General features: G+C 66.9%; 31 protein-coding genes. All 31 read right to left on the bottom strand.

Annotated features, from left to right (window positions below; genetic code table 11):
* On the bottom strand, positions 1 to 331 hold a 331-nt coding region (locus ACEU5R_RS14165; protein WP_392410600.1), incomplete at its 3' end, for a JAB domain-containing protein.
* A gap of 182 nt (positions 332 to 513) precedes the next feature.
* Positions 514 to 1,299: a DsbA family protein gene (locus ACEU5R_RS14170; RefSeq protein WP_392410601.1), complete on the bottom strand. Its 786-nt coding sequence runs from the start codon at positions 1,297 to 1,299 to the stop codon at positions 514 to 516.
* 13 nt (positions 1,300 to 1,312) lie between these two features.
* Positions 1,313 to 4,195: a conjugative transfer ATPase gene (locus tag ACEU5R_RS14175; RefSeq protein WP_392410602.1), complete on the bottom strand. Its 2,883-nt coding sequence runs from the start codon at positions 4,193 to 4,195 to the stop codon at positions 1,313 to 1,315.
* On the bottom strand, positions 4,195 to 4,635 hold the full coding sequence (locus ACEU5R_RS14180; RefSeq protein ID WP_033448780.1) for a TIGR03751 family conjugal transfer lipoprotein: 441 nt from the start codon (positions 4,633 to 4,635) through the stop codon (positions 4,195 to 4,197). The genes ACEU5R_RS14175 and ACEU5R_RS14180 overlap by 1 nt, the downstream gene beginning before the upstream one ends.
* Positions 4,616 to 6,046 (bottom strand): TIGR03752 family integrating conjugative element protein, encoded by a 1,431-nt coding sequence (locus tag ACEU5R_RS14185; protein ID WP_392410603.1) that lies wholly within the window; start codon positions 6,044 to 6,046, stop codon positions 4,616 to 4,618. Before ACEU5R_RS14185 ends, ACEU5R_RS14180 begins: the two co-directional genes overlap by 20 nt.
* Positions 6,036 to 6,953, bottom strand: coding sequence for a TIGR03749 family integrating conjugative element protein (locus ACEU5R_RS14190; protein ID WP_392410604.1), 918 nt, complete (start codon positions 6,951 to 6,953; stop codon positions 6,036 to 6,038). The genes ACEU5R_RS14185 and ACEU5R_RS14190 overlap by 11 nt, the downstream gene beginning before the upstream one ends.
* Positions 6,950 to 7,642, bottom strand: a complete 693-nt coding sequence (locus ACEU5R_RS14195; protein ID WP_392410605.1) for a PFL_4703 family integrating conjugative element protein — start codon at positions 7,640 to 7,642, stop codon at positions 6,950 to 6,952. Before ACEU5R_RS14195 ends, ACEU5R_RS14190 begins: the two co-directional genes overlap by 4 nt.
* Entirely contained in the window at positions 7,639 to 8,037 is a 399-nt protein-coding gene (locus ACEU5R_RS14200) for a TIGR03750 family conjugal transfer protein (protein ID WP_023082303.1), read from the bottom strand. The genes ACEU5R_RS14195 and ACEU5R_RS14200 overlap by 4 nt, the downstream gene beginning before the upstream one ends.
* Positions 8,038 to 8,049: 12 nt before the next feature.
* Positions 8,050 to 8,409 (bottom strand): TIGR03745 family integrating conjugative element membrane protein, encoded by a 360-nt coding sequence (locus tag ACEU5R_RS14205; protein WP_392410606.1) that lies wholly within the window; start codon positions 8,407 to 8,409, stop codon positions 8,050 to 8,052.
* A gap of 16 nt (positions 8,410 to 8,425) precedes the next feature.
* The gene (locus ACEU5R_RS14210) at positions 8,426 to 8,659 is read right to left on the bottom strand and encodes a TIGR03758 family integrating conjugative element protein (protein ID WP_003050225.1); all 234 of its coding nucleotides are present in this window, start codon (positions 8,657 to 8,659) and stop codon (positions 8,426 to 8,428) included.
* Entirely contained in the window at positions 8,656 to 9,039 is a 384-nt protein-coding gene (locus tag ACEU5R_RS14215; protein WP_392410607.1) for an RAQPRD family integrative conjugative element protein, read from the bottom strand. Before ACEU5R_RS14215 ends, ACEU5R_RS14210 begins: the two co-directional genes overlap by 4 nt.
* A 98-nt stretch (positions 9,040 to 9,137) precedes the next feature.
* Complete coding sequence (locus ACEU5R_RS14220; RefSeq protein WP_392410608.1) at positions 9,138 to 9,887, bottom strand: TIGR03747 family integrating conjugative element membrane protein; 750 nt, start codon at positions 9,885 to 9,887, stop codon at positions 9,138 to 9,140.
* Positions 9,884 to 12,076 carry a type IV conjugative transfer system coupling protein TraD gene (gene traD / locus ACEU5R_RS14225; RefSeq protein ID WP_392410609.1) on the bottom strand — a complete coding sequence of 731 codons (2,193 nt, stop codon included), beginning with the start codon at positions 12,074 to 12,076 and terminating at the stop codon, positions 9,884 to 9,886. The genes ACEU5R_RS14220 and traD overlap by 4 nt, the downstream gene beginning before the upstream one ends.
* Before the next feature lie 4 nt (positions 12,077 to 12,080).
* Positions 12,081 to 12,620, bottom strand: a complete 540-nt coding sequence (locus tag ACEU5R_RS14230; protein ID WP_392410610.1) for an integrating conjugative element protein — start codon at positions 12,618 to 12,620, stop codon at positions 12,081 to 12,083.
* Positions 12,617 to 13,207 carry a transglycosylase SLT domain-containing protein gene (locus ACEU5R_RS14235; protein ID WP_392410611.1) on the bottom strand — a complete coding sequence of 197 codons (591 nt, stop codon included), beginning with the start codon at positions 13,205 to 13,207 and terminating at the stop codon, positions 12,617 to 12,619. The genes ACEU5R_RS14230 and ACEU5R_RS14235 overlap by 4 nt, the downstream gene beginning before the upstream one ends.
* A complete protein-coding gene (locus ACEU5R_RS14240; protein ID WP_392410612.1) occupies positions 13,189 to 13,914 on the bottom strand; it encodes a TIGR03759 family integrating conjugative element protein in 726 nt (241 codons plus the stop codon). The genes ACEU5R_RS14235 and ACEU5R_RS14240 overlap by 19 nt, the downstream gene beginning before the upstream one ends.
* A 14-nt stretch (positions 13,915 to 13,928) precedes the next feature.
* The gene (locus ACEU5R_RS14245) at positions 13,929 to 14,570 is read right to left on the bottom strand and encodes a hypothetical protein (protein WP_392410613.1); all 642 of its coding nucleotides are present in this window, start codon (positions 14,568 to 14,570) and stop codon (positions 13,929 to 13,931) included.
* Positions 14,567 to 15,166 carry a PilL N-terminal domain-containing protein gene (locus ACEU5R_RS14250; protein ID WP_392410614.1) on the bottom strand — a complete coding sequence of 200 codons (600 nt, stop codon included), beginning with the start codon at positions 15,164 to 15,166 and terminating at the stop codon, positions 14,567 to 14,569. Before ACEU5R_RS14250 ends, ACEU5R_RS14245 begins: the two co-directional genes overlap by 4 nt.
* A 158-nt stretch (positions 15,167 to 15,324) precedes the next feature.
* The gene (locus ACEU5R_RS14255; RefSeq protein WP_392410615.1) at positions 15,325 to 16,194 is read right to left on the bottom strand and encodes a hypothetical protein; all 870 of its coding nucleotides are present in this window, start codon (positions 16,192 to 16,194) and stop codon (positions 15,325 to 15,327) included.
* Positions 16,195 to 16,307: 113 nt separating this feature from the next.
* Positions 16,308 to 18,587: a helicase-related protein gene (locus tag ACEU5R_RS14260; protein WP_392410616.1), complete on the bottom strand. Its 2,280-nt coding sequence runs from the start codon at positions 18,585 to 18,587 to the stop codon at positions 16,308 to 16,310.
* A gap of 135 nt (positions 18,588 to 18,722) precedes the next feature.
* The gene (locus tag ACEU5R_RS14265) at positions 18,723 to 19,028 is read right to left on the bottom strand and encodes a hypothetical protein (RefSeq protein WP_392410617.1); all 306 of its coding nucleotides are present in this window, start codon (positions 19,026 to 19,028) and stop codon (positions 18,723 to 18,725) included.
* An 88-nt stretch (positions 19,029 to 19,116) separates the two neighbouring features.
* Positions 19,117 to 19,437: a hypothetical protein gene (locus ACEU5R_RS14270; protein ID WP_033448821.1), complete on the bottom strand. Its 321-nt coding sequence runs from the start codon at positions 19,435 to 19,437 to the stop codon at positions 19,117 to 19,119.
* Positions 19,438 to 19,488: 51 nt separating this feature from the next.
* Entirely contained in the window at positions 19,489 to 20,622 is a 1,134-nt protein-coding gene (locus ACEU5R_RS14275; protein WP_392410646.1) for a DUF6094 domain-containing protein, read from the bottom strand.
* A 40-nt stretch (positions 20,623 to 20,662) separates the two neighbouring features.
* Positions 20,663 to 21,313 (bottom strand): hypothetical protein, encoded by a 651-nt coding sequence (locus tag ACEU5R_RS14280; protein ID WP_392410618.1) that lies wholly within the window; start codon positions 21,311 to 21,313, stop codon positions 20,663 to 20,665.
* A 76-nt stretch (positions 21,314 to 21,389) separates the two neighbouring features.
* A complete protein-coding gene (locus tag ACEU5R_RS14285; RefSeq protein ID WP_011347578.1) occupies positions 21,390 to 21,650 on the bottom strand; it encodes a hypothetical protein in 261 nt (86 codons plus the stop codon).
* 16 nt (positions 21,651 to 21,666) lie between these two features.
* A complete protein-coding gene (locus ACEU5R_RS14290) occupies positions 21,667 to 22,074 on the bottom strand; it encodes a hypothetical protein (protein ID WP_392410619.1) in 408 nt (135 codons plus the stop codon).
* Between the two features lie 100 nt (positions 22,075 to 22,174).
* On the bottom strand, positions 22,175 to 22,498 hold the full coding sequence (locus tag ACEU5R_RS14295) for a hypothetical protein (RefSeq protein WP_010894230.1): 324 nt from the start codon (positions 22,496 to 22,498) through the stop codon (positions 22,175 to 22,177).
* Positions 22,499 to 22,592: 94 nt separating this feature from the next.
* Positions 22,593 to 23,282: a DUF3275 family protein gene (locus ACEU5R_RS14300; RefSeq protein ID WP_392410620.1), complete on the bottom strand. Its 690-nt coding sequence runs from the start codon at positions 23,280 to 23,282 to the stop codon at positions 22,593 to 22,595.
* Positions 23,283 to 23,339: 57 nt separating this feature from the next.
* Positions 23,340 to 24,257 (bottom strand): DUF3577 domain-containing protein, encoded by a 918-nt coding sequence (locus ACEU5R_RS14305; RefSeq protein WP_392410621.1) that lies wholly within the window; start codon positions 24,255 to 24,257, stop codon positions 23,340 to 23,342.
* A gap of 366 nt (positions 24,258 to 24,623) precedes the next feature.
* A complete protein-coding gene (locus ACEU5R_RS14310; protein WP_392410622.1) occupies positions 24,624 to 24,977 on the bottom strand; it encodes a DUF3085 domain-containing protein in 354 nt (117 codons plus the stop codon).
* Positions 24,978 to 25,055: 78 nt separating this feature from the next.
* On the bottom strand, positions 25,056 to 25,859 hold the full coding sequence (locus ACEU5R_RS14315; protein ID WP_392410623.1) for a GTPase: 804 nt from the start codon (positions 25,857 to 25,859) through the stop codon (positions 25,056 to 25,058).
* Positions 25,860 to 26,009: the final 150 nt, after the last annotated feature.

A 26,009-nucleotide genomic window follows, 5' to 3' on the forward strand; every position in this document is an offset into this window, starting at 1 on the left:
AAATGACCGCTGCCGCATTCAGTTCCAAGGCACGCTGCACGATCGGACGCGCATGCACCGAGGTCGAATGGATCGTGCCTCTGAACATCGGCTCGTAGGCCAGCACCTCGTGCATGCTGTTGAGGAACACGATGGCGAAGATTTCATTGGGCTCGGCGGCCAGTTTCAGGCGCAGGTAGTCCTTGACGGCCGCAGGCCTCTCCAGGGACGGCCCCTTCTTGAAGACCCGCTGCTCCAGCAGCGCGATGGCTTGCCGGATGATCCAGTCATCGGATTGGGACGCGGGGGAAAAACGTGGCTCCATGCAGGAGTCGTTGGCAACGAGAGACATGGCGGACCTCCAGAAAGTGAGCGGAGGGCGCCACCCTGGGAGGGCAAGCCCTCCTGGGGATGGAAACAGCAGAACAAGGTGCATCCATCACCGCGCGGCGGTGATTGTTCGCGGCCAGGATGCGAAAGCGAACGGGTAGCGGTCAGCGCGGCAAGCCGCGCCGTAGCCTCCAAGACCGAGGGCTACCTGGGCATGTCGCCGATAACGTCGGCGGGCATTTCGGATGTGGGGGTGGCGGGTGAAGCCGCCGCGTCGCTGGCCATGTCCCCGGCCGCCAGCATGTCCATGGCCGACAGCAAGGCATCGCCCTCGATCGGCCCCTGCAGCAGGATGGCCTGGCCCGTCTGGCGATCGAGCAGTCGCAGCGACGGCGTGGCGGTCACGCCGCTCTTGGTGGCTTCTGCGGCCTGGGCGCGGATGGCCGCGTTGGGCCGCTCGCTCGCCATGCACTGCTCGATGGCTGACGTTGTTTCGGGGTAACGCAAGCCATCGGGCAAGCCCTGGCCATCGCTGCGCGTGTGGGCATAGACCCATTCGACCGCCTGCCAGAACGCCGCATGCCCGCTCGCTTCGGCGGCGCACTCGGCCAGACGTGCCTCGGCCGACGCGGCAGGCTCATGCGCGGCCAGCGGCTGGTGATGCCATTGCAGCGCCACGTCGGTGTTGTTGCCGACCCACCGCTTGAGTTGCGGGAAGTATTCCCGGCAGAACGGGCATTCCAGGTCGGCATAGAGCGTCAGCGTGAAACGGCCTTCCGGGTTGCCCATCTGCCAGGGTGGCCCAGCGACCTGCGCCGTGCTGACCGGCGCGGGCGACGGCGCTGAGGATTCGCCGGGCGTCCGGGACACCAGCCAGATCAGCAGCAGCGCGACCAGCGCGGCAGCCAATACCCAGGGCCAGCGAGGCCGCCAGCGACGACGGCGGAACGCCTGGACCTGCATCGGAATGGAAGGACGTTTCTGTTCCATGGCGTTCTCCGGTTTACGACAGTTCCAAGGCCGGCGACTCGATGCCGCGGGCCTGGTCGATCTTCTCGGCCACCTTGAAAGCCGCTTCCAGTTCGGTGCAGCCGTACTGCTGCATGAGCTGGTAGCGTTCGGCCTTCTCCTCGGGTTCTGTCTGCGCGAGGGCGAGGTACAGGCTCGGTGGCACGGCGCGGAACAGCACTTCCATGCTCTTGGAGAGAATGACGCCTTCGGTGAATTTCCCCGCTTCCTTGCGCGCCGAAAGCATCAGCGCCTTCTGCGCGGGCGAGAGTTCGCGGAACCGCGCGATCTTCTCGACTTCATCGGGCGGCATGCTGAGACAGATCCACCACTCGATCATGTTGAGCATGGGCTCCGCGGCGCGCGGCAGGTCGTCGATGTTCTGCGTCGCGAGCCAGAACCAGGCCCCCAACTTTCTCCACATCTTTGTAATTTTCACGACGTAGGGCGCGAGCAGCGGATTCTTCGTGATGATGTGGCCTTCGTCGGTGACGTTGATGATCGGGCGGCCCAGGTACTGGTCGCGCTCGGCGATGTTGTTCACCGTGCTGATCAGGCTGATGTAGGCGATGGAGAGCTGGGCGTTGTAGCCCTCGCGGGCGTAGGTCGCCAGATCGACCAGGGTGATGTCGGCTTCGGGCCACGGCGTGCCGTCGCGGTCGAACATCTCGCCGTCCGTGCCTTGGCAGAACATATCCATCGCGTCCGCCATCTCCAGCAGCCGCACGCGCCGCATCTCGGGCAGCGTCGGGTCCTGGCCGCGGGTGCGCAGCGCGTTGCGCACATCGCGCGTGAGCACCGTGCGCTTCTCGGCCACACAGTGCTCGGCGGCGTCGAGGATGCACTGCCGGATCAACGAGCGATCGGCCCGCGTCATCCGGGCTTCCTCCTTGTCCTCGCCGCCCGTGATCATCAGCCGCGCCGTGATCTCCAGTTCGCCCAGCACGTCGCGCTGCTCGTCCGCCTCCATGGCCGAGGCATCCGGTGGCAGGTCTTCGTCCAGCGCGTCGGCATCGAGGGTCTGCACGTCGCTCGGCGTTTCGATCAGCCGGCGCGCATCGGCGAACGGCGCGAGGCTGATGCCCGAGCCAGGGGCCAGCTTGACCCGGTTCACGGTCAGACCCAGGCGCTTGGCGAAATCGCTGAACAGGCCGAAGCTGTTGCCGGCCTCCACGATGAACAGCCGCGGGCGGTATATCGCCGTGACCTGGTTCAAGAGGTTGTTGAGCGTCGCTGACTTGCCCGAGCCGGTAGGGCCGAACAGGAACAGGTGGGCGTTCATCTGCCGATCCAGGCGATTGAGCGGATCGAAGGTGATCGGGCCGCCACCACGGTTGAACATCGTGATGCCGGGGTGCCCCGTGCCCTGGGCGCGGCCCCACACCGGGGACACGTTCGCGATGTGCTGCGCGAACATCAGTTGGGTGTACCACCTGCGCCGATCTTGGCCGGGGTTGTAGCAGCACGGCAGCCAGCGCAAGTAGCTGTTGAGCGGTGCCACCTCGTCGTCCTCGCGCACCGGCTGCAAGCCGGCGTTGAGCATCACGTTCGCCAGGTCGAGGCCGCGCCGGTCCAGTTCCGCTTCGTCGCGTCCGCGCAGGTAGAACGCCAGCGTCCCCCGGTAGAGCTTGTGCGCGCTGCCGATGAGGGAGCGGGCTTCCTGCACGTCCTTGAGCGTCTGCTCCGACGCCAGCGTCTCGCCCACCGCCTTCTTCGCCAGGTGGTTGAGATCCGCTTCCAGGACATCCTGCGGCGTGGCGACCATCGTGAGACAAAGCAAGGTGTCTTCCGGCATCTGGTCGAACAGCGTGTTGATGGCATCCCCTTTGCGGGTCTCGCCGGTCAGGTGTCCGGTGCCGGGCGGCATGCGCAGCCGGTCGGTGATCAGCACGCGGTGCGGCATGCCATCGAAGTACCAGGTGCCATGCTCCACGTCGGAGCGTGGCTGGCCGAAGAACAACCGCTGGCTGAAATCCCGCCCGCTCGCCAGCTCGATTTCGCCGTCCTCGGCCTCGTCGGGGTAGCGCGCCATCGCGTAGAAGCGCTCCCGGTCCTCTGCACTCGGCCCAAGCATCGCGGGGCGCGGATTGAACCACCGCAGCAGCCAGTCGTGGACGTCGGCCGCGACCATGCGCCGTGCCTGGATGCCGGCGTTCCCCAAGCCGCCGCACAGGCGGTCGCAGACGATGTTCAGCATCTGCTCGGGCGTCTGGCCGCGGCGGCTTGCCTGCCCGGTGGCACGGCGATAGATCACCATGCGCACCCGCCGCGTCTGGCCGCGCCAGCGCAGCCGCGTGACCACCGTGTCCTCGAACAGGCCGCCCGGCTTGGCGACCGCGCGCAGGTGGTGGCCGAAGAAGCGCAGGTAGAACTCGGTGAACGTGGTATCGCGGGCGCGCGGCTGCACGTAGTCGCGCAGGGTCTGCATGTACTGGTCGAAGCTGGGCTCGTCCTGGGCGTAGAGCTGGAGCACCCAGGGGTTTTCGTCCAGCTCATCGAAAGAGTCCTGGAGCGCGTTCTCCAAGGCATCGCGGGCATGTGCGAGCCAGCCGGGTTCCCGCCCCTCGGTGCCCAGCGGCACCAGCTCGTAGAAGGCAGCGACCGACTGCCCATCCTCCAGCAGCATGGACTTCGACTGCGGCAGGAACTCCACCCAAGGCAGCAGTTCCGCGAACGACGGCGCGACGTCGTACAGCGCCTGCTCGTCGGCTACCGTCGCTGGCCTGCGGCCCTGGACCGCTGCGCCGGGTTCGGGGATGCCGGCTTGGTGCAAGGCCTGGACATGGCGCTGCCAGCCGTCCGGCTTCTCTTCGTCGCCGATGCCGGATGCGGCCAGCTTCGGCGCGGCCGGCTTAGGCCAGGGAAGTTTCCAGCGCATCAGTAGTCCTCCACGCGCTCGCCCGGCATGGCGTACTGCACGCGCTGATAGAGGGGGAAGACCGTCGTGTAGCCCGGCACAGGTACAGGGTCCGAGCCCGCCAAGTGTGGATACACGTACATGACGAGATCGGGATTCGGCAGCCGGTGGAACTGGCGATAGACCTCGTTGCGTGCGGTGCGCGTGTAGCGCATCTGCTCGGCGGGCGCGGCCTGCACGTCGGCCTCGGTCAGCGGCCGGCGCAGGCTCTGGCGGGCATCGAGCAACTGCCGGCGTGCCGCCTGGCCGGCGCTCCCGCCGCCGTCGCCGGCGTTCTGCTGCCAGATGTCCATCATCGTGCTGTCGCCGTGGGGCAGCAGCTTTTCCTTGCTGGTGGCGCAGCCGCCGAGCACCGCGACGGCGAGGGCCAGCGCCAGGCCCCTATTCAAGTTCGAGAGCATGGCTTTCTCCTGCGCGGTGATCGACCTTGCGGCCTTCGGGATCGAAGTCGATGGCGAGCGGCTTTTCGAGGTGGACGGCGACCTTCGCGCCGGGCTGGACATAGACGGCCGCGAACGCCTGCCCGTACAGCTTGTTCACCCAGTCCGCCATGTCGCGCACGCCACCGGCCAGGATGCGGCCCACGGCCTCGTTGCCCGAGATGCCGACGCTGCCGATGGAACCGTCGGCGCCGACGTAGGACATCTGGCCGCTGTCGCTGTCGATCAGCGAGGCCACGCCGGCACCGGCCGCGGTGATCAGGGCCTGCGAGCCGAGGTACTGCTGGGCGTTGCTGCGCCGCTCGCCGCTGACGCAAGGGATGCCATACGGATCGCTGATCCAGCCCAGGCCTCCACTTTGAGAGTTCTGCTGCTGGTTGTTTTGCTGGTTGCCGTCGCGGTCTTCGGGGATGGTGCGGATCGTGCCGTCGTGGAAGACGAAGGTGATGCTGCGCACCTGACCGCGCACGCACGAAAGCGTCCAGTCGCCCGATGCGGTGCCGGAGAACACGGCGCCGGCCACGTCCGGGATGTCAATCCCGTTCGCGGTCAGGTTGTCTGGGCCGACCAGGATTTTGAACGGATACGGGTCGTTCACCGTCCCGTCGATCGGCACGCGGCCGATCAGCGCCGTCATCGCGACCGACCCCATCAGCGTCGAGTTGGTTGGCACGGTATAGACCGGCTTGGCGCTCTTGACGCCTGCCGCACGTGCGCCGGCGTTCGCCACGGTTTCCGCGGTCGTTTCCAGCGTGCTTTGCGCCGGGCCGAAGCTCGTCGGGAAGCTCATGCCGCTGCCCGCGCCACGACTGCCGTTGCGTCCCTCGGCCTTCTTCGCGTCGTCCGGTTCGACCCAGCGCATGCCGCCTTCCATGCCGGCCTCGTCGCCGTCGCGCAGCCCCAGGCCCACGGGCAGATCGGCATGGCCGCCGCCGCGCCCGCCGATGCTGTCCAGACGCCGCTGCAGGTCGGCGAGCAGCCCTTCGGTCTGCTGGCGCGCACTGGCCGCCTGTTCCTGGTCGCGGCGCAGGTTCGAGCGTTCGGATTCGAGGGCCGAATTGATGCGCTGATCGATGGAGTTCTCGCGCTGGCGCAGGCGCTGGTTTTCCTCGCGCTGCGACTTGTTGTCGGTCAGCGCGGTCTGAAGCTCGGTGCGCAACTGCTTCACCTGGGCGACGAGCGTTGCCACGGTATCGCGCGGGGTATCGCCTTCGATGCCCAACGCCTTCATTTCCTCGGGCGTGAGCTTGGAACCGGCATCCGCGGCGGGCGGTGCCGACGTGCTTCCGCCGGAGAACAGTCGGATGGCAACGAACAGCACCAGCAAGGCGACCGGGATCATCAGCCACTTGAGCAAGCCGTTACTGCGCATGGCGGGCCTCCTTGCCGTCCTCGGCTTCCGCTTCCGGCTGCGGCAGGTGCGCAGCCGGGTCGAAGCGGTGGATCGCCGGCAGCAGCGATTGCGCGAGGCCGCGTCCGCGTGTCACCAGGTACAGGACGGTCGTGTCCTCGGGCGTCCCGCGGGGGCCGAGCGCTTCGTGCTGGAAGGTGGCGGTGAGGAAATCGCCTTGCAGCACGCGCGGGTCGAGCGTGACCCAGCCGCTGCTGCTGTTGGTCAGACGCACGGCGGTGACCCACTGGTCTTCCAGACGCCACGACGCGAGCGCGACCGCGCGCACGGGCAGCGTCGGCATCAGCGTGCCGAGGTCGAGGCCACGGCGCAGGTTCACCCGCATGACGCCCGGCAGCGGCTCCACGGTGCGCAGCGGCGCGTAGAGGTTCTGCGCGGCAAAGCGCGTCAGGACGACCGGAACTGGGGTTTCGCGCCGCGCCGCACGAGCGCCTACCTGGTCCTGGGCGCGCGCGGGGGCCTCATCGGCACCGCCGGCCTGATCGCCATAGCGCGCCGGGGTGCTGCTGCCCTCGACGATGCGCACCGGCTCCAGCTCGGCTTCGCCATCCTTGGGCGGCTCGGCCGCAATGTCGAGCAGGATCAGCGCGCCCGTGTCGGCGTCCTGCAATTGCAGCCGGGTGGGCTCGATCGGCTCGCTGGCGCGCAGGTACACCGCGCCACCCGCGCTCTGCACGCGCAGGCGTTCGCCCACGCCTGCGGGCACGCCCACGCGGACGTTCCGGTCGATGAACACGATGCGCTCCTGGCCCACCTTCAGCGGCACCGCGAGCGGCATGCGTTCCCAGCGCAGAATCTCCACAGCATGGGAGACGGGTGCCGCGGCCGCGGCCAGCAGCCCCAGCAGCACGAGTACAGGATGCTTCATGGGGTGTTTCCTCCTTGGGGCGCTTGCGGAGACAGGCCGCCAGGTGCCGGGCGCGTCGGCTCCGGGGCGCTGATGCGCTGGGGCGCACCGTCGTAGCAGTCCAGCGCCAGGCCGAACGGGTTGCGGGCGGGATCGACGTCCACTCGCGTGACCTTCACCGGGTAGCGCACGAGCGCGCGCTTGACCTGCTCGGCGCCGTAGTACTCGTCGGCGGTGATGTCGAGCGTCACCACCCAGTCGCGGTCGGAGACCACGCGCACGCGCGCCGTGGGGTCGTCGCCGTAGCCGCGGCCGGGGATTTCGTAGATGCCGCGCACGCGCTGGCGCAGCTCGCCCGTGCTGCGGCGGTAGTCGTAGTCCGCCCGCAGGAAGGCCTGGCACGAGGGGGTGAAGTACGGCGAGAGCGTGTGGAGGTTGCGCGGATAGTCCTCTTCGCCGTTCGTCGGCCAGCGGTTGAGGGCCTGGAACACGTAGAACGTGAACGCATAGACCGATTCGGGCGGCACTTCCCACCACTTGCGGGTACTGCCGGAGCGCAGGTCGGGCGGGACGTGGATGGTCAGGTCGCGCGGCGCGCTCCACCAGCCACCGCCCATGACCAGGGCGACGATGACCAGCGCGCCAGCACCCAGGCGAAGCGTCTTGATGTGCGCCTGCAGGTGGGTGATCTCGTTCTTGAAGCGGCTCATCGTGCGCTCCTTCGGGTGGACCAGAAGCCGGAGCGCGAGATCAGCACGTGCCCGCCTACCCAGCCCGCCATCAGCGGATGGCGCGTGGCGATGCGCCATTGCAGTTGCCGGTACAGCCAGGTATCGGGACGCCCGCGCTTGAGCCGGCGCAGGATGCCGCCGCCGATGAAGACGCCCAGGGCCACGCCCAGGACGACGAACGTCGGCGCGATGGCGATCGTGCGGAACACCCAGGACAGCGGCGCGCCGACCAGCAGGCCGGCGGCGCCGGACAGGCCGCAGCAGATCCACAGTTCGTCGGCGGTGAGGCCGCGCACGACAACGGGATGGCGGTTGAGCCGGTGCGGAAGGAACGTGACCGTCCCGTCCGCACGGACATGCTGCTGCTCGGACATACCGGCCTCGCCTTACAGAATGCCGGTGGCTTCGGTGAGCAGCCAGATGCCGATCACGAGCAGCACGGCACCGATCGCGACCGTCAGGCCGAACTGGCCCCAGGTCTTGCGGCCGGTGTGGATTTCCGCGTAGGTGCCGTAGGCGTGGTAGCAGACGCCGATAAACATCGACGCCACGACCAGGAGGGCCACGAGCATGATGATGTCGTAGCCGTAGTTCCTGATCGTTTCCATGATGCCGTTGCCGGTGCCGCGGGTCGGGTTCTCCAACTGCGGAAGTCCCTGCGCCAACGACAGCGCGGGCAGTGCGGCGGCGCCCAGTGCCACAGCGGCGCGCTGGGCAAGACGGGAATGGAGGATGCGGTTTTGCATGGTCGTGCCTTTCAGGTCAGGAGAGGAGGAAGAAGCTCAGGACGAGGTACATCGCGACGAAACGGATGCAGACGCCGAGGAACTGGCGCTGGTTGAGGCGGCTCTCGGACCACCCCACGTAGGCCGTTCGGATGGCCCAGACGCCCCAGACGAGCAGGACCGCGAACACGACGCCTACCAGGACGGTCGCCATCGCCGAAGGCGCGATGCCGCTGTTGGCCTGAAATGCCGAGACCTGGGCGCCGTTCATGGCTTGCCCTCCGCAGTCGTCTTCGGCGATGGCAAAGCGGCTCGCTCGGTGCGGTAGTCGCCGGCCAATTCGGAGGGGTCGCGCGGCTGGGCACGCGACGGTGTGAGATGGGCCTGGATGCCGGCGCGCACGCGCGCTAGGTCAGCCAGCAGCCGCGGGTAGTCGAAGTGGTAGCGCTCGCCCGGCTGGACGGGGGCATACGCGGCGCTGTCGGCGACGGTGCGCTCCAGCGCGTCGAGTTGGCGTAGCGCGGCGACCAGCTCCTGGCGCTGTGCGGGGGACTCGGCCAACGCCATCGGGGACTGACCCAGCAGGAGGGCCGTCACGAGAAAAATGGGCACGCCGCGATGCGCGGCGCGCTGCCAGATCGGAGCCAACATCGCGCCATTCCTGTGTGATCAGCAATGGCTTGATCGTGGGCAGCGAGGGGCTTTTAGGCCGCAAACAATAGGAACTCGCGCATGCCCGGATTGATGGCCTAGAGGTACTTCTTGAAGCTGCCTGCGGTCAGGCTCACGGCCAGTCCCAGCAAGGCGGCGCTGGGCAGCAGGATCAGCAGTGGATGCACCGAGATCGGCAAGGCCAGGTACGTGACCCACGGCAGCACTGCCAGCGGCATCAGGCTCGCCTTCGCGCGGTGGTAGATGAAGCCGGATTCCCGGCCTGCGCCGAACCGGCGCACGTCCCGGCGCACCAGGCCGTCGATCAGGCCGACGAACGCCGCAGTGAAGATCAGCGGCAACGTGAGCACCAGGACCAGCAGGCGCACTAGGAAGGTCAGCGTCGTGAAGGCCACGGCGATCAGGTAGCTCTCGGCCCAGACATAGACCTGGCTGATGTAGTAGCGGAAGTTGCGCGTCTGCCCGTGGCTGGGTGCGCGGGCGCGCTCGGCGGTCTGGCTCATGCGCTCCAGCAGCCCGGAGCGAACGAATACCCATTCGTAGCCGGTATCCACCAGTTCGTGCGCGGTGCGCCCCGGCTCCTGCACGACGACGCTGCGCGTGAAGTGGCTGGACAGGTGCCCCAGTTCGTACTGCAACATCTGCTGCGAGTGCCGCCAGCCCTGGTCCTTCCAGAACAGGTGCATGCCGACGCACTCCACGACGATCGAGAACAGCAGCGAGCCGATCAGCACCCCGAGCAGCCGGAACGGCAAGGTGATGGTGCCGACGATCAGGCCCTGGCGCTGGTTCTGCTCCCGCTGCGCCGTCGAGGCGGCGTCCTTCATGGCGAGGCCTCGTTGCTGGAACCATCGCCGGTGGTGGTGGCCACTGCGGAAGGTTCGGCCGCAGCGGCGTCATCCAGCAGGTCGTCGGGCAGGCCCGTGTCCTGCAAGGCCGGGGAGCTGGTGAACTCCCACCACTGCGTCGCTTCGCTGTAGCTCTGGCGCATGTACCCGGCCAGTTGCTGCAAGTCCGCCGGCATCACCTCGTCCGGGTCCGGCGCCGGCAGCGGCATGCGCACTTTCCAAAGCTGACCGCCCTGCAGCAGCGCGAAGCACTGGCCTTTCGGCAGGCCGACGACGTGCGACGGCTCGATCATCGGCACGCTGGACATGCTGATGCGGTCCTGGGTGTTCGACGTGAAATCCGTCGCCCCGCGAATGTCCGAGCTGTCGGTCGCACCGCTGACGATGGTGGTCGTATAGACCTCGACCTTCGGCAATTGCCGGGTCAGCAGTTCGGCGGTCGCGGTCTCGCGCACGCGCAGCATGAACAGGTTGTTGAAATTCCCGATGACCTGACCGGCCTTGGCGCGGTTGCCGATGCGGGCTTCGATGTCGGAGAGGGTCTGCGTGTACGCGGTGACTTGCAGGCCGGCACCGCCGCCTTTGTTGATCAGCGGGATGAACTCGTCGCCCATCAACTCGTTGAATTCGTCGGCGTGGACATTGATCGGCACGCGCGCACCGGCCGATGCGCCCGGCAAGCCATCGTCGATCCCGTGCTTGTAGATGTGCCCGGCCACAGAGACGAGATCGCTGAACATCGAGTTGCCGACCGCTGCGGCGACCTCGGCGTCGGAGAGCGCATCCAGGCCCACATAGACGATGGCCCTCTTACGGATGATCTGCATCCAGTCGAAGATCGGGCGCGGGTCGGCCAGGTCGGAGTAGTTCGGGGCCAGGAGCTGCGCGATCTTGCCGCTGGTGAGCTTCTCCAGCAGCGGCAGCAGCGACGCGACGATCTTGTCGAAGTACGTCTTGTCGTAGCGAACCGCCGAGCGCAGGCCATCCAGTACCGGGTCGTAGTTGCGCGCCTGCGAGAGGTACTGCTCCAGCGCTACCACGCGCTTCTCGCGCCCGATCATGTTGCGCGGGATGTTCTTCTCGTTGAGCTTGGCCTCGATCTGGACGATCACCTCCCAGGCCTTGGGCTCCGTCTTGGCGAAGTAGTGCTGGGCGTACTCGATGAACAGCGCGTCGATGTTGATGACGTGCCGCTGGATCAGCATGTAGTCGGGCCGCTGTCCCAGCTCCACCAGGGCGCGGGCGATGATGTTGACGAATCGCCACGCAAACTCTCGGAAGGCGGCTGAGTTGCCTTCGCCGGAAAGCTGCCCCGCGACGCGGGTGGCCACCTCGCTGATGCGGCCGAAGCGGCCCACGGCGTTGTAGCGTGCGGAGATGTCCGGCCAACCCAGGTGGAACACATAGAACTCGCCTTCGCGGCCGGCACGCAGGGCTTCGACGTACATCCGCTTCAGGAGATCGGCATCGCCCTTGGGGTCAATGACGATCACCACCTCGTGCTCGCCGGCGGCGTTCACGCGCCGGATGTCCTGGGTCACGAACAGTTCGGCCAGCCGGGTCTTGCCGACGCGCGTGGTGCCCAGTACCAGTGAGTGGCCGACGCGCTCGCCCAGCGGCAGGCTGACGTCCACCTCCTCGGGTTCGATGCCCTGCAGGCGCGGCAGGCCGCCCACAGGCGGCAGCGGCCGCACCGGGTTGAAAGGCACGTCCCAGCCGGTGAGTTTCGACAGCCGGGACAGCGGGAACGGCGCGAACTCCAGCCGTTCTTCCAGCCGTCGCGCCAGCCGGTACGCGGGTGTCGGTTCGACGTAGCGGCGGAACTCCGGCCGGTACGTCTGCATCAGCCTATGGGTGTGCTTCTGCTCCCACAGGAACCCGCGCCCCACGAATAGCCGCTGCTGGCTGACCGGCACGTCCTTGCTGGTCATCACGTAGCGCGGCAGCCTGCGGATGTTGCGCCGGTAGCGCAGGATGACGCGGGCATCGCGGTAGCGGATGGCGCCGTAGGCGCCGAACGCCAGCGCACCGCCGACGCCCATCGACGGGCTCAGCGCGAGCGACCAGGGTGACACCAGGGACAGAAACGCGGCGCCTGCACACGCCGCGACGGTATATAGCTCCACCGCTGGGCGAAGCAGCACCTCGACCGGCTGTTTCCCCGACATGGCTTCATTGCTCGATGCCGGTGGCCGTGACCAGCACCGGGTAGTGCCGCAGGCCCAGGCGCTCGGCCAGGTCGTCGCCGGACACGGGCGCGAGGGGTACGCCGGGCACCAGGGCGCGCAGCCGCGCCAAGCCCTGCACGGTCTCGACGTTGACCACCAGGCCGACCGCGCCGCGCTCGCGCAGCGCTGCCGCCTGGCGGCGCAGCCAGGCCCGGGAAGTTTCGTCGTCGCCGACGACCACGAAAGGCCGCAGGCCCGGAGCCTCGATGACCCGCCGCGCGACGGTGCCGGGCGTGAGCTTGGCGCTGCGCACCGGCAGCATCGCGGCCTCGTCCGCCGGCGTGGCGGGAACCTGGGGCGTCGGGATCGGCGGCCGGGCCGGCGCGTTGGCGCGCGGCTGGAGGTTCAGGGCTTCGTAGTACGGCAGCGCCGACGTGCCGCCGCGGTCTTCGACCACGACCAGCGGCTCGCCGGCAAGCGAGGCCAGCGGCAGACCCGCCAGCAGCACGAGCAGGCCCCGTAAGGCCAGATGGGATGTCGTCATGGGGATGTCTCCTGGCGCGCGGCGAGGACCGCGGCGGTTGGGCGCGCGCCCTGCACGCGGGCAAGGTGGCGGGATACGCTGCGCCGGTAGCGGGCGGCAGGCTCACCCCCGGCAGGACGGTGGTAGCGGCCGATCGCCAGCAACCAGTCCTCGCCGGGGGTGTGCTGCTCCCGCAGGATCTCGGCGGCGATGGCGAGGTTGCGGTACGGGTCGAGCAAGTCGCAGGCGCTGGCGTAGCGCTGCTGGTGGTAGCCGAGGTTGATCTGGCCCAGGCCTGCGTCGATGCGCGTGTGCGGCGTGGAGCGCATTGCCCGCTGCAAGCCCGCGCAGGCGTCGGCGCGGGACGCGTAGCGGTGCGACTGGCCGGCGACATTGAGGGACCACGGCCACGGGACGATGCGCCCGTTGCGGCGGATGCCGCTCTCCTGCAAGGCCACGGCGTAGAGCACCGTCGAGGGGATGCCTGCGCGCTGCGCGGCGAGCTGGTAGGCCGGTGGCGGCACCTCCTGGGCCTGGACGACGCAGGCGCACAGGCCAGCGGCGAGCGCCAGTGCGCGCAGGAAAGCGGCTACGGCTGACGCTGCCATTGGCCGTTCACCTCGCGCACGACCGCCGGCAGGTCGCCGGGCACCCCCAAGGTTAGCCAGCGGCCGCCGTCGTGGTTGAGCGTGATGCTGCCGCTGCGCACGCGCGCCGGATCGACGTTCGCGCGCTTGGCCCAGTCGCGGATGCGCGCGTCGTCCTGGCGGCTACCGACCATGTACAGGTCGAATTCGGCGCCCGCCGATTGCAGGCGCTGCACGAGCTGGCCGCAGGCCACGCAGCCGTCCTTGACGAACACTGCCGTGCGGCCGGAGCCGCGCGTGGCGTCGGCGACCGGCTTGTCGTCCGGCAGGTTCACGCGCTGCATGCCGGGGTTCAGGCGCTGCCAGGCCTCGTCGTAGGCGCGCTGATAGGCAAGCAGCTTCTCGACGCGGCGCGCCTCGACCTGCACCTGCAGTTCTGCGTAGCGGCGCCGTTCCTCGTCGGTGCGGGCCTCGATGCCCAAAGCCGACAACGGGTCCAGGTTGGGCGAGTAGATGCCCAGCGGCCCGTCCATCAGTTCGCGGTAGCGCGCCCACTCCTGCGGTTGCAGGCCCCAGTCGCTCGCCACCCGGTCGTCCAGAACGCGAGCGACCAGCGGGCGCTCCTGGCTCTGTGTATTGCGGGCGGGAGCCGCAGGCGGCTGCTGCGCCCAGGCGGGCCACTGGGCGGACGCCAGCAGGAGCGCGGAAAGGATGATCGACGGCTTCATGCGATCTGCTCCGGTCAGGGAATCGCCACGCGGCGGGTCTGGTCGCCGGCCTGGAACACCGCGGTGTTGCCCTCGACGGCCTGCAAGCGCCACGGGCCGACCGCATCGCCGGGTAGCAGCACCTGAAGCTGGTCGGGCGTGAAGTCGCCATTGCTCGGCGCGACGGACACGCTGCGCTCGCCGGCACGCAGTTCGGCACCGACGATGCGGAACGGGAGCGGCGGCGGTTCGGGCTTGGCGGTGGGCTTGTTCCTGGTGTGCGGCTGGGCGGGTGCAGCGGCGCGCGCAGCGGTCTGCCGCGCCTTGATTTGCTCGACTTCGGCGCGCAGTGCCTGAAGGTCGTCGGCGGCGGCATAGGCGCTCAGCGATTTCTCGACCTGGGCCGCGCGTGCTTCCAGGATTTGGCGGGTGTCTTTGAGGTCTGCCGCCGTGGCGACGGCCGGCCGCTGCTGGATGGCCTCGACGGTCTCGGCCAGGCCTGTTGCCTGCGCTTCGAGGCGTTGCAGGCGGGAATCGAGGCGATCCTGGTCGGCCTGGTCGTTCATGGCCTGGTAGCCCAGGGCCACCAGAACACTGAGGCCGATCAGCCAGAGCCACATCAGGCTCTGCACCACCACGGCGGCCGTTGAACGATGGGCGGGCTGCGGGCCGTTCATGGCTGGCCTCCCGATGCCGCGGGCGCCAGCGGGAACGTCTGCACCGCCTCGGTGGCGGGCGGCGCGGGTACGTTGTCGGCGGTCATGCTGTCGCCGGGCCGCTCGAAGCAGATTTGCCGCGCGCGGTCATCCGCGTGCAGTTCCCAGGCCGGACCAGCCAGCGTGAGCAGCGCATCGCGCAGGCTCATGGGGCCGAGGTGCAGGTGCGCCGCCGGCAGCGGCAGTGCGTACAGCTCGATCACCGCGTGCGCCGTCTGGCACAAGCCGTAACCGCTGCGCTTGAGCACATGCCGTAGCCCGTCGCCGACCGTGGCGCGGGCATCCTCGGGCATCGAAACGTCGATGGTCTGCAACAGCAGGTCGCGCTGCGCTGCTGTCGGTGCCAGTTCCACGAGGGTGTAGCGGCCGTAGCGCACGACGGGGATGTACTCGGGCGCCTCGGGTGCGGGCGCGGCTGAGACTTCCTCGATGGTGTCGGGCGCGACCGGCGCGCTCGTCGTCGCGCAGCCGCCAGCCAGCACCGACCAAAGCAGGCCGAGAAAACCCGCCAGCAGGCGGCGTTCGGGATGGTGAAACCAAGGTGGAGAGGGGCACATGGCGCGTCGTCCTGAAACATCGAGCCCTCACCATCGCCGCTCGGGCCACGAGCGGCAGCAAACAATGCGAACCAGGCAGCGCCCGATTTCCCGGCAGCCTCGCTCCAAAGAAATAGGCCCCCGAAGGGGCCAGTGAAAACGCATCGAGCTTCGCCCGATCAATCCCGAGCCAGCTTCAGGCCGGGATCGACCTGTGCCAGTTGGGTGTGCGACCAGCAGCGCACGAACTGCCCGTTCTCGCCGAGCGGCCGGTTCGCCACCGCCGCCGAATACTCTTCGGTGTCGCTGGTGTCGTAGCAGATGACCTTGATCTCGCCGCTGTCGCAGCGGATGGAGTGGATCTGGCCTTCGGTCATATCGACCACGACGACCTGCGGAACAAGGCCCAGTTCTCGGGCGGCCGACAGGATGGGGCCATATTCGGCGGCGTCGAAGCAGACGAACGGCCCTTCGTAGCGTGCGTCCTCGGCCAAGTCCCTGGCCTTGTCGTAATGGATACCGAGGTCGTATTCCTCTTGCGTGATCCTGACCTTGAAGACCGGCACGTCGGGGCTGCCGGAGCCTCCGATGCAGGCGACCGCGACTTGCATCTCGATCTCGCTGCCGTCGGCAGGTTCGGTCGAGGGGATGACGGCTCGGCCCGTGGGGGCGTCGTCGTCCATGCCCATGCGCTCGCGCATCTCGTCGGCGAATGCCTCGGGGGCCATCAGGCCATAGCGCGCCAGGCGCAAGGGAATGTCCTCTGCACTGAGGTTGCCGTCCTCGATGCGCTGCTGCATGAAGGCGGCGATCTCGGCTTCGAGCGTTTCGCGGTCGGCCGCCGAGGGCACCTCGGACACATCGATCGACCAGGTGTCCACTTCCGCGGCGGTCTCGCCGGTCAGCAGACCCTCGCCGATGGCGAGTTCGCACATGCGTTCCAGCCGTGCCAGCAATTCCGGTGCGGCCTCGCCGTTGAGCAGATAGGTCACGTCCAGCGTCAGGCGCGCATTGACGGTTTCGGGCGTGGCTTGGGTAGTAGCGTTCATGGAAATCTCCTTGGGGTGAAAAATGCGCAGCCACGTCCACGGAGACCGTGGGCGTGGCTGCAAGGTGGGAACAATGGAAAGCCGGCGGCGCGAGGCCGGCGTTGGCGTGGGGATCAGGCGGCGACCAGTTGCCGGGCCAGCGCGACCTCGACGGAATCACCGTCTTGGTTGAGCACATCCAGGCCCGATTCGGGCACGTCGCCCGAGGTGGACTGCGAGACCATGATCTTCTTGGCCATCAGCTCCAGGCAGGTCATCTGCGAGGAACCGGCGTAGCCGAGGTAGATCACGCGCACCGGCTGTTTCTGTCCGATGCGCCAGGAGCGGCGTGCCGCCTGCTGGAGCGAGTACACGTTGTAGCCCGACTGCATGAAAGCGATCGTCGGGAAGTCCAACAGGTCCAAGCCCGTCTTGACCAGCTCGGGGTTGGTGATGAGCACGTCGATGCCACGGTCGAGTTGCTCGGCGATCCAGTCTTCGCGGCGGCTGGCGTCCACGCTTGCGCGCAGCACCGCCACCCGAAAGCCTTCCTGCTCCAGCAGTACCTTCAGGCGCGACGTGGTGTCGCGCGTGCCGGTATAGACCGTGTAGGCCAGGACCTTGCGGCCCTGTGCCTTCTCTTCCTTGCAGATGTCGATCAGCTCGCGCTCTTTCGGCGTCACCTCGAACTCGTTGAACTGAGCCGGGACGAACGCCAAGGTGTTGCGCGTGCGCGGATGCACCACGGTTTCCGACCGGAAGCAGCAGTCCGGCCAGGCCAGCAGCACGTTGAGCACCACACCCAGCAGCGTCGTATCGCGTCGCGCCAGAGCCTGTTTCAGCTCCGCGGTCAGCCGACCCGCCAGGTCGCGGTAGGCCGCGGCTTGCGCCACGTCCATTGCGACTTCACGGAACTCCTCGTCATACGGCGGCAGGACGTTGCCGCCGATGTCCTTGAGCTTGAGGAAGATCGTGAACGGCAGGATGCACCGCAAGACCCCCTTCGGCCCGAAGCCGGGAGCCTTGACCGTGCGCACCGATACCTTGGTGCCCCTGGCCGTCTTGTGCGCCGTGCCGGTGCTTTCAGAGTAGATGTCCTTCAGAACCCCGTGGTCCCTCATGAACGCCATGGCCGCCGAGGTCATGCTGCCGCTCGTGGTCGGGCGGTAGCCGTCTTCGATCATCCGCCCAGGCAGGGCTCGGAACAGCAGGTAGAACAGGTCGTCCCCGTAGCCGCCCATCAACGTGCCTGTCAGCAGCAAGGTCTTGCGAGCCTTCGCCGCCAGCACGCCCATGGCCTGGCCCTGGGCACTGCCACCGTTCTTGTACTCGTGGGCCTCGTCCGCGATGCACAGGTCGAACGTGCCTTGAGGCAGGTAGCGCTTGATGAACTCGGACGGCTGGTAGCCGCCTTCGCCGAAGCCGAACTCCATGTTCGCCATCGCTCTTTCCATGCGATGCGCCTGGCGGTCAGAGAAGACCAGTTCGCCGTTTCCATCCATCAAGTTGATGAACTCGTGGATGTTGTCGCCCAGCATCGACGCCAGGAACCCGTCGCCGAACTTCTGCATCAGCTTCTGCGCGGTGACTTCCCCGATCGTCGGGATGCGCTTCAAGGCTTTCAGCACGGCCGAGGACTGGTCGCTGCCGGACAGGCTGCGCGGGCGGATCAGTGTCCACAGGGGTGCGGCGCAATGGCTGCACTTCCTGCGGTATTCCTCGGCTTGGAGCGCGACCGGGTTGACCGGCTCGCCGTCGAGGTCGGTGATGACCGTGCCGCAGTCTGGGCACGCCGCCACGTTGCCGTGACGGGTACGCCGCTCGGTGAAGACGGGCTTCCAGTGGAACCCCATCCGCATCCTGACCCGGCCCAAGACAAAGAACTCCTGGCCCGTGGGCTGGACATTCAACTGCTCGCGCAGCTTGATGAGCTTGACGAGCGTGTCCGGCCCGTTGAGCACCCATACCTTGGCGCCTGCCACCGTCTCCTGGATCTCGCGCCGCCACTTGTAAACAAGGTGCGGCGGCGAAAGAACCAGGGTGCGGCGGTAGCCTTCTGCGTTGAGCACAGCGGCCGTGGCGATGCCGACGGTCGTCTTGCCGCAGCCCATTTCGCCATTGACGATCGCGGCGCGTTCGCCACGGTCGATCAGCAGCTCTGCGGCGGCGTGGACGACTTCGGCCTGGGCCGGGAACAGCTTGCGCTTGAGGCTGGCGACGACGAGTTGCCGGTGCGCCTGCGGCTGGCCGTTATAGACCGGCGGATTCGCGCTGTTGAGGGCGTCGAGCAGTTCGTCGCCGAACTCGCCGACGAAATCCTGAAGGCTCAGGGTCAGAGGGGAAGATTCCGCATCGAGCAGTTCGCCCTGTACGGGCGCGGCTTCAGCGGCAGTGGTTTCGAGATCGAGGGACATGGTGATGCTCCAATGAAAAATGGGGCATGCACCACCCCCAGCGGGGCAATGGCATGCCCCGCAGTGGGAAGGAAATCGGCGCTTGGCCGAGGTGGTCGAAGTTGCCGGCCGTGGCGGCCTGCTGGTGAATCGTGCTCAGTCTTCGGACGGCAGCACGATGACGGTGGCGCTGCGCTCCGCATCGGTGACGATGCGGATGGCCAGCCCCGGATGGATCACGTAGCGGGATTCCAGCGATGCACCGGATTGCAGTGCAGTGCTGTTGGCCTGCCATTGCTGGGTGTTGACGTCGCCCCAGTCGCCACGGGTGTGGCGCTTGAAGTACGGGATCGGGTCGAGGCGACCCGTGCGGACCAGGCGGTCGATGCCTCTGCTGAAGATGAGCGCACCGATTGGAAACGCCAGCCTGTGGCAGCAGGTTTCAATGCGATGTGATGCCATGGGCTCCTCCTTGAGGAGTCATTGAGCCACGACACCCCTGGCGGAGTGAAGTGGCTCCGGCAAGTGGATGAAGACGACGATGGTGCTGTCAGATCATGTCCCGTTCTTCGGGAAGCTGGATCACCGTGGTCTGGTGGTCCTCGCTGGTTTTGACGATCAACACCAGTTCGGGCGTGATCCTGAAGTGGGAGATCATCGGATCGTCCCCACGGATTGCGACATCGTTGGCTTGACGGGTGGCCTCATCGGTCTCGCCCCAGTCACCGCGCACATGGCGCTGGACAAGAGCCAAGGGGTCGATCAGGCCTTTGCGGGCCAGCCAATGCACCTTCTCGCTCAACTGCAACGTACCTGGTGCGAACAACGGTTGCTTCTGCGGCGCAGGCCGCTTGAACAGGCTTGAGAACATGGGTGTTTCTCCTTCGAGGTGGTACAGCAGGACGGCAGCGCGTCCGGTGGATTAACGGATGGTCAGAACCTCGCCCCGTGTAGCGGAGCCGGGCGTCATGTCCCACGCGCGGATGACGGGCACGAACTTGTCGGTGAGGATGCGGGTCTCGGCGACAGAGCCGTCTTCGCGTTCGGTGAATTCGCGCTGGAGCGTCTTGTCCTTGTGGGTGTCACCTTTGACGACGAGCACGCGCCCGGTCTTGGAGCGCACAACCCCCGAGATCGCGCCCGCGGCCAGGGCCAGGGCGAGATGCCAGTGGGACAAGGCACGCGCCGGTGGACGCAGCGACTGCTGCGCGGCCCCCAGGTGCGTGTCCTGCGACGGCCAGAGGCCTTGCAGCCGGCCGACTTCATCGGCGAACTGCTCAGGCTCCATCGTCACGCGGAAAAAGTGCTCCGGCTCGGCCGGACTGGCGGGGACGATGTACGGCAGGAACGGCCATTCGCTTGGCAGCTCCTCGGCTTCGACTTCACCAAGCCCGACCTGCAGCAGCAGATTGCGCACGGCCTTGAGCCCATCGGGTGCCAGCTCGCGCTGACGCACCCTGCGGCCGAAGATCACCACTTGCTTGAACTGCGTCTCCACCGCTCGGTAGATCCGCAGATCGGTGTAGTGGCGCGTCAGCCAGCCGACCAACTCGGCGTCGAGCACGTAGCCGGGGACGATGAAGACCAGCACACCGCCGTACTGCAACAGCGACAGGCTGCGCTGGTAGAACAGCTTTTCGAGGCGGGCACGGCCCTGGCCCTGGTAGCCGATGTTGCCGTTGACGTCCTTGGACAGGTCGCCATACGGTGGGTTGAGCCAGAGCAGCCCGAACGACTGCTTGGAGATCATCGTGTCCATCAGGTCCGCGTGCAGGCAGTGATCGACCAGGCCGCGGGCATGGCGTGCCCGCTCCGCGTCGAACTCGACGGCGAAAGCCTTGGCCTGCTCGCGCCCGAGGGCATGAGCGGCTTCGGCGATCGCCACGCCTTCGCCGGCGCAGGGATCGAGGATGCACATCGGCCCATCGCTGGGCATCAGTGCGTTGAGGGCTCTTTCGAGCGTGGGTTCGTCGGTCGGGTAATACCCGTTCTTGGCGAAATTGCGGGCGAGCCGCGGGAACATGAGGGCCATGGAAGTCTCCTGGTTGGCGGGGATGGAGTGCGAAAGCACGCCTTGGCGTGCTCTCGCGGGCGGGTCAAGCCGCTACCGCTTCCGGCGTCCAAATCTTGGCCGGATACGGATAGGCGGTGAGCACGTCACTGCGGATCAGGGAGCCCAGCGCCAGTGTCAGCGCCGGCACGTCGATGGCGAGCCGATGGCCTTCCAGCGGCCCGAGGGCGAACGGAAGGCGGGCCAGCATCTCGCGGGTTTGCAGCAGTTCCAGCACGGTTTCGCGCCAGTGGTCGAGCAAGGGCAACGGGCAGGTGTCCCGCACCAGCGTCCACAGGCGGTCAAGCCGGTGGGCGCTGCCGCGTGGCAGCAGTGCGAGCGCGCTGGCGTTGGCCTTGTCGGGCTTGACGCAGCGGCGGTCGAACAGCCACACGTTGGAGAGCGATCCGAACAGCGTTCGCCGGTAGGCGCGGGTCATGCGCTTTTCCAGGCGATCGACGTTGCTGACGAACACCGGGATGCTGCCGCCCTGGTCGGTGATGACGTGGAACTGGTCCAGGCCCTGCTCGTCGCGCCCGAGGGTCAGACGAGCGAGGAACTGCTGGACGGCGGTGTCGCGCGCCCAGATCGACAGGAAGATCAGATTGCCCTGGTCATCGCCGACGCAAGCGTCGGCCATCACGTCGGAGCATTCGTCGATCCGATACAGCGTGGTGGAAGAAGTGTTTGCGGGCATGGTGGTGTCCTCGGATGAACGGGTACAGCACCGCCCGCTGGGGCAAGTACTGCCCCAGGGGGTGGAAGAAAGCCGCTCAGTCCGGCTCGAACTGCCGGGTGTGCGGGTTGAAGTGAAGCGCCTCATCTACCGAAGTGATTGGCGTGAAGCCCTCCAGGTAGATGTTGTTGAGGTACTGGTCGCGGTAGGTCAGTGCCTGCCGTGCCTGTTCCTCGGTGAGGCCGTTGCTGATGAAGTACTCCAGCATTTCCTCGTCGGACGAAACTTCGTCGTTGGACAAACTCCCTTCAACGAGCTTCAACAGCGAGGGCGGAAGCGCAGCCAGGATCGGGTCCATGTCGGTTCCTCCTGGCTCAGGCCATCAGCGCTGCGGTGGGTGCCGCAGATGCCGTGGGTGTGCGCCGGCGCGCGTGGTAGGCGCGAACGCCTGCACGCCAGTCGGCGGACTGCTCCGGTGCGAGATCCAGATAGGACAGCGGGCACGAGTAGTAGTACGGGTGCATGGACTCGTCCAGCGGCTTGTAGCCCCACTGGCCGCCGCTGCGTTCGAGCAGATCGCAACGGATGTAGCGCAGGGATTGACCCGGCGCCAGATGACGATGCACGCCTTCGACCTTGGCCGTCACTTCCGCGACGGACCACAGGACGTTGCCGCGCAGCACGTGGGCGATGACCTTGACGCTGGCGCGCTCGGTCTCTTGCGGTGCGATCAGTTCCGCGATCAGTTCAGACCGCGATTGGGGGGAGAAATACCAGCCCATGAAAGGCCTCCTGAAGAATCGAGCCGGAGGCCTCCCCGTGGGGGAGAGCCCCCAGCGGGTGATGGAATGCCGCGCGTGCGGCGATGGAGTCCGGTGCGGACTAGGAACCGCAACCGGCTGGGCAGTAGCCCAGTTCGATGCCATGGGAGCAGTAGCCGTTTGCAGCGTTCCACTCCTGCGTTTCCTGCCGTTCGGCAGGTGTTGCGTAGTCCCATTCCTGGGTCGCGATTTCCAGGGCCTGAGCCCGCTGGCTTTCCGGCAACCGACTGGCTTGCGCGTCGATCTCCGAACTGAAAAGCGTGACCCAGTGATCCCAGGACAGGCCGCAACCACGCTGGGCGTGCTCGGCGGCCGTCTTGCAGACAGCGCGCCACGCGGGTTCGTCCAGCGTGGAATGAGGTGCATCGCAAGCGATGGTGGACATGATGGAGACCTCCAGAAGAAAGCCGGAGCCTCCCCCGCATGGGGAAGAAACCCCGGCGGGTGGATGAAGAACACCGCGGATACGGCGTCTGCGATTACGCAGGTTGCAGTTCGGCCTGGCGGCTCCATTCCTGCGTCTTGAAGTCCAGCGCGTAGCCCAGTTCACCCAGGCGGGCGATCTGCGCGCGCAGGGTGCGACGGTCGATGGTCGAATCCAGTTTCACGGACTCACCCAGCGGCCAGAGCAGCCCGAACAGCGCGGCGTCGCCGTCTTCGGTGCTGCCGGGGGCAGCAGCCGCAGCGGGCGTCGGCGCATCCACGCCGAAAGGCGTGGTATCGACCATCGGGTCCGCTGACGCCTGCACGGATGCGGGCTTGGCGGGTCTGGATGCCTTGGCGGGCTTGGCCGGCGTTGCCGCAGGCTGCGCCCCCAGTTCTTCATCGAGCGGATCGATGTCCTGGGTGGAAAAGCTGCGAATATCGTCGCGGCTCAGTTTGTCAACGCCGAAGAGCGTCATGCCATCCAAGTTGCAACGAATCTCGAACTTGATACCGCCCCGCATGGGGATCGGATTCGGAAAGATGTAGCGGATCACGAACTCCCCGTCGTACTTGCCTTCGGGGTATTGCTCCAGCTCCGCGTCCTTCACCGCGAAGTTTCCGATAGGAGTGACGAGGTAGCCGACGCAGAACGGACCATTGCGGCCGTGGATTGTGCGAATCGAAAGCTGACCAGATACGACGATGGGTGGGACTGACCTTGCGGATGCCGATGTGGCTGCCATGATGGTTCTCCTTGGGGAATAGGAAAAAGGCAAGGCCCCGTGCGGGGCCATGCCGGATCAGAACGAAGCAGCCAATGCCGGCTCCTGCTCCTCGACTTCACCTGCGGGCTCGCGCACGGCGGGCTCGACAGGCTGGTCGGCAGCGGTTTCGGCGGCAACCTCGGCTTCGGGCGCGGGTGCGTCCTCGGCTTGCGGCGCCTCGGCTTGCGCCTGGCTCGTCGGATAGACCTGGGTGCCGTCGATCTTGATGAGACCGATGTGGACCAGCGTCGATTCCAGGCTCGCTCCCGGTTCCCCGGCGCGCTCGCCCTTGGTGCGGATGTACGGATCGATCTTCATGTCGTTCAGACGGAAGGCGATCAGCACCTTGCGGTCCCCTTCGATGGCCTGCACGCACCGGCGAACCAGGTGCTCGGCTTCAGGGGTGGCGACGATGGTGTCGAAGTACCGATATTCCGGTTCACCGACAGGTCCGGCCAGCGCCGCGACGCAGCACGACAGGAACGGATCGCCATCCTTGGGGGAGACGTCCTTCGGACGGCTGAGGTAGCCGATGCCGCGGGTGATCAGCTCGTGCTGCTTGATCGAAGCCAGTTCGGCCCGGTCAAGCGGCTCGGCCTTCAGCAGTCGCGCCTTCAGAGACGCGGCGGCCTGGCCCTTGTGCTCACCCTTGTCGCGGATGTACGCATCGCCCCAGAGGTCGCCGAGGCGAAAACGCACCAGCGGCCGCTGCTTGGGATCGTCAACGCCGATGTAGCGCTCGACCAGTTTCTTGGCCTCGGCACCCGAGACCTTGACGTCGAAGTAGCGGTAGCTGGGGTCCTTGGCGGAACCGACCAGCGCGGCGATGGTGCATGCCAGGAAGGGCTGCGCACGGCGGCCGCCCCGGACGGGAACCTCGCGGGCACGCTGGATGTAGCCGATGCCCGAGGTGTGGAGGTCGAAATACGATTTCTCGTTGGACGTGGTGCTCATGGTGAATCTCCATAGGGATGAAGCGGAGACACACCGGCCCCACGCATGCGGGGAAAGGTGCGTAACCCCGCGGTGGGTTGATAAGGCGAAAGCATCCGCCACCAGAGGCTGGTGGCCGCTCGCGGATGGATGCGGTGCGAGCTGGCTCGGTCACGCAGTGGGAACTGCGCGGCAACCTCGAAGACCGATGGTTGCCTGGCATGTCGCTGACAACGTCAGCAGGCATGGGGGCAGCATGTCCGGGCCTCGCGCGCGTGGCAGCAATCAATCGGCATCCGGGTGTTTCCCTTTGTCCGGGTCGCCAAGTTCTGCCAAAAAGAAAGCCCCCAAACTGGGGGCTTCGAGGGGTATGCAGAGATTTTTTAGCTATGCCGATTCCACCGCTGTCAGTGACAGGTGCGTCGAGGTGGCGGACAGCTCCAGATCATCCGAGCTTTGCAGAATACGGGTGAAAACGCGGTCCTTCGGGTCGAAGAACTCGCCGAAGTCGTCGCCACCCAGCTCGGCGCGCGCCAGTTCCCACCAGTCGTCAAACGGGTCGGTATCCGGGTTGCAGCCGACGGCATAGGCCAGCAGCTTCACGCGGCCATCGGGACGGCGCTCTCCCTGCTCGGCGAGGAAGTACACGCCCTGGTCCTTGGCGAGGACGACGCGGCATTGGTTGGCAACGGCCTCGGCCAGCACGGGGCGCAGGTCGGAACCTTTGAATCGCAGTGACATGGTTGATCTCCTGAAGAAAAAGGCCCTCCACCCGAATGGATGGAAGGCCTATGGGGGCAAGTCGCCGGTAGGCTGCGATCAGCCGTAGCGTCGCTTGGTTGCCTTGGCGTCGATGACGCTCACGTCGATCAGGCGCCAGTGCCCGTCGTCGATAAGCCGCTCCAGCACTTCACCGAGCATGTCGAAATACACCTCGTCGTGCCGATCGACCATCTCGCCGTCGCGGCGCAGCTCCACCGCGTAGGTATCGCCGCCGCGGTCGTAGAGGATCGTCACCTGGCCCTCGAACTTCGAGGTCGAAACCGTGAAGCTGATCGCCGGCGGCGTCTCGATGATCTTGGACGGCTTCGGATCGACCCAGGTGAAGTCGCGGGCGCCCGCATCGACCAGCATGTGGGTGATGCGCCGGAACCCGTCGGGAGCCGGCATTTCCTCCAACTGCTGGATGAGCTGTCCCAGTTCCATGCACTGCGGCTCGGGGATGGGCAGCTTGGCAGGCGCGGAGCCGAGGATGTGCCTGGTGATGGTGTAGGGAACACCGTCCGCGGTCTTCTCGGTGATTACTTCCGGGGTGTCCGCGCGCAGGCCGTCGAAGCGGCGGCGGGCATACGGTTGGACATGTACCTTGGCGCCTTCGCTGGGAACGGTGGTCACCAGGTGGGGATCGAGCACCGCGAACTCGCTGGGCTTGAGCTTGACGACGATGGCGTCGTCGTTCGCCGCGACCACCTTGCCGTCGAAGGGCTGGGGGTCGATGGCGAAGCCCAGCGTCGAGGACTGCGGCTGATCATCGAACACGCGGTACTTGAACGACCGCACGTTGCGGGGCACATGGCCTGCGACAAGCGAAGGCATCATGGATTTGATGAGGGAACGGTCCATGGGAATCTCCTTGAGGAAAAACAAGGGATTCCCCGCCCGCAAGGGAGAGGTCCCTTGTGGGTGGATGGACGCGGTGCGTCCGTGGGAAGAAACGACCAGCACGGCTTCCCGTGCTTGCAGCCTCGAAGGTCTCGGCTGCCTGGGCATGTG

Source organism: Achromobacter sp. 413638, assembly GCF_043119405.1.
GTDB lineage: Bacteria > Pseudomonadota > Gammaproteobacteria > Burkholderiales > Burkholderiaceae_B > Achromobacter.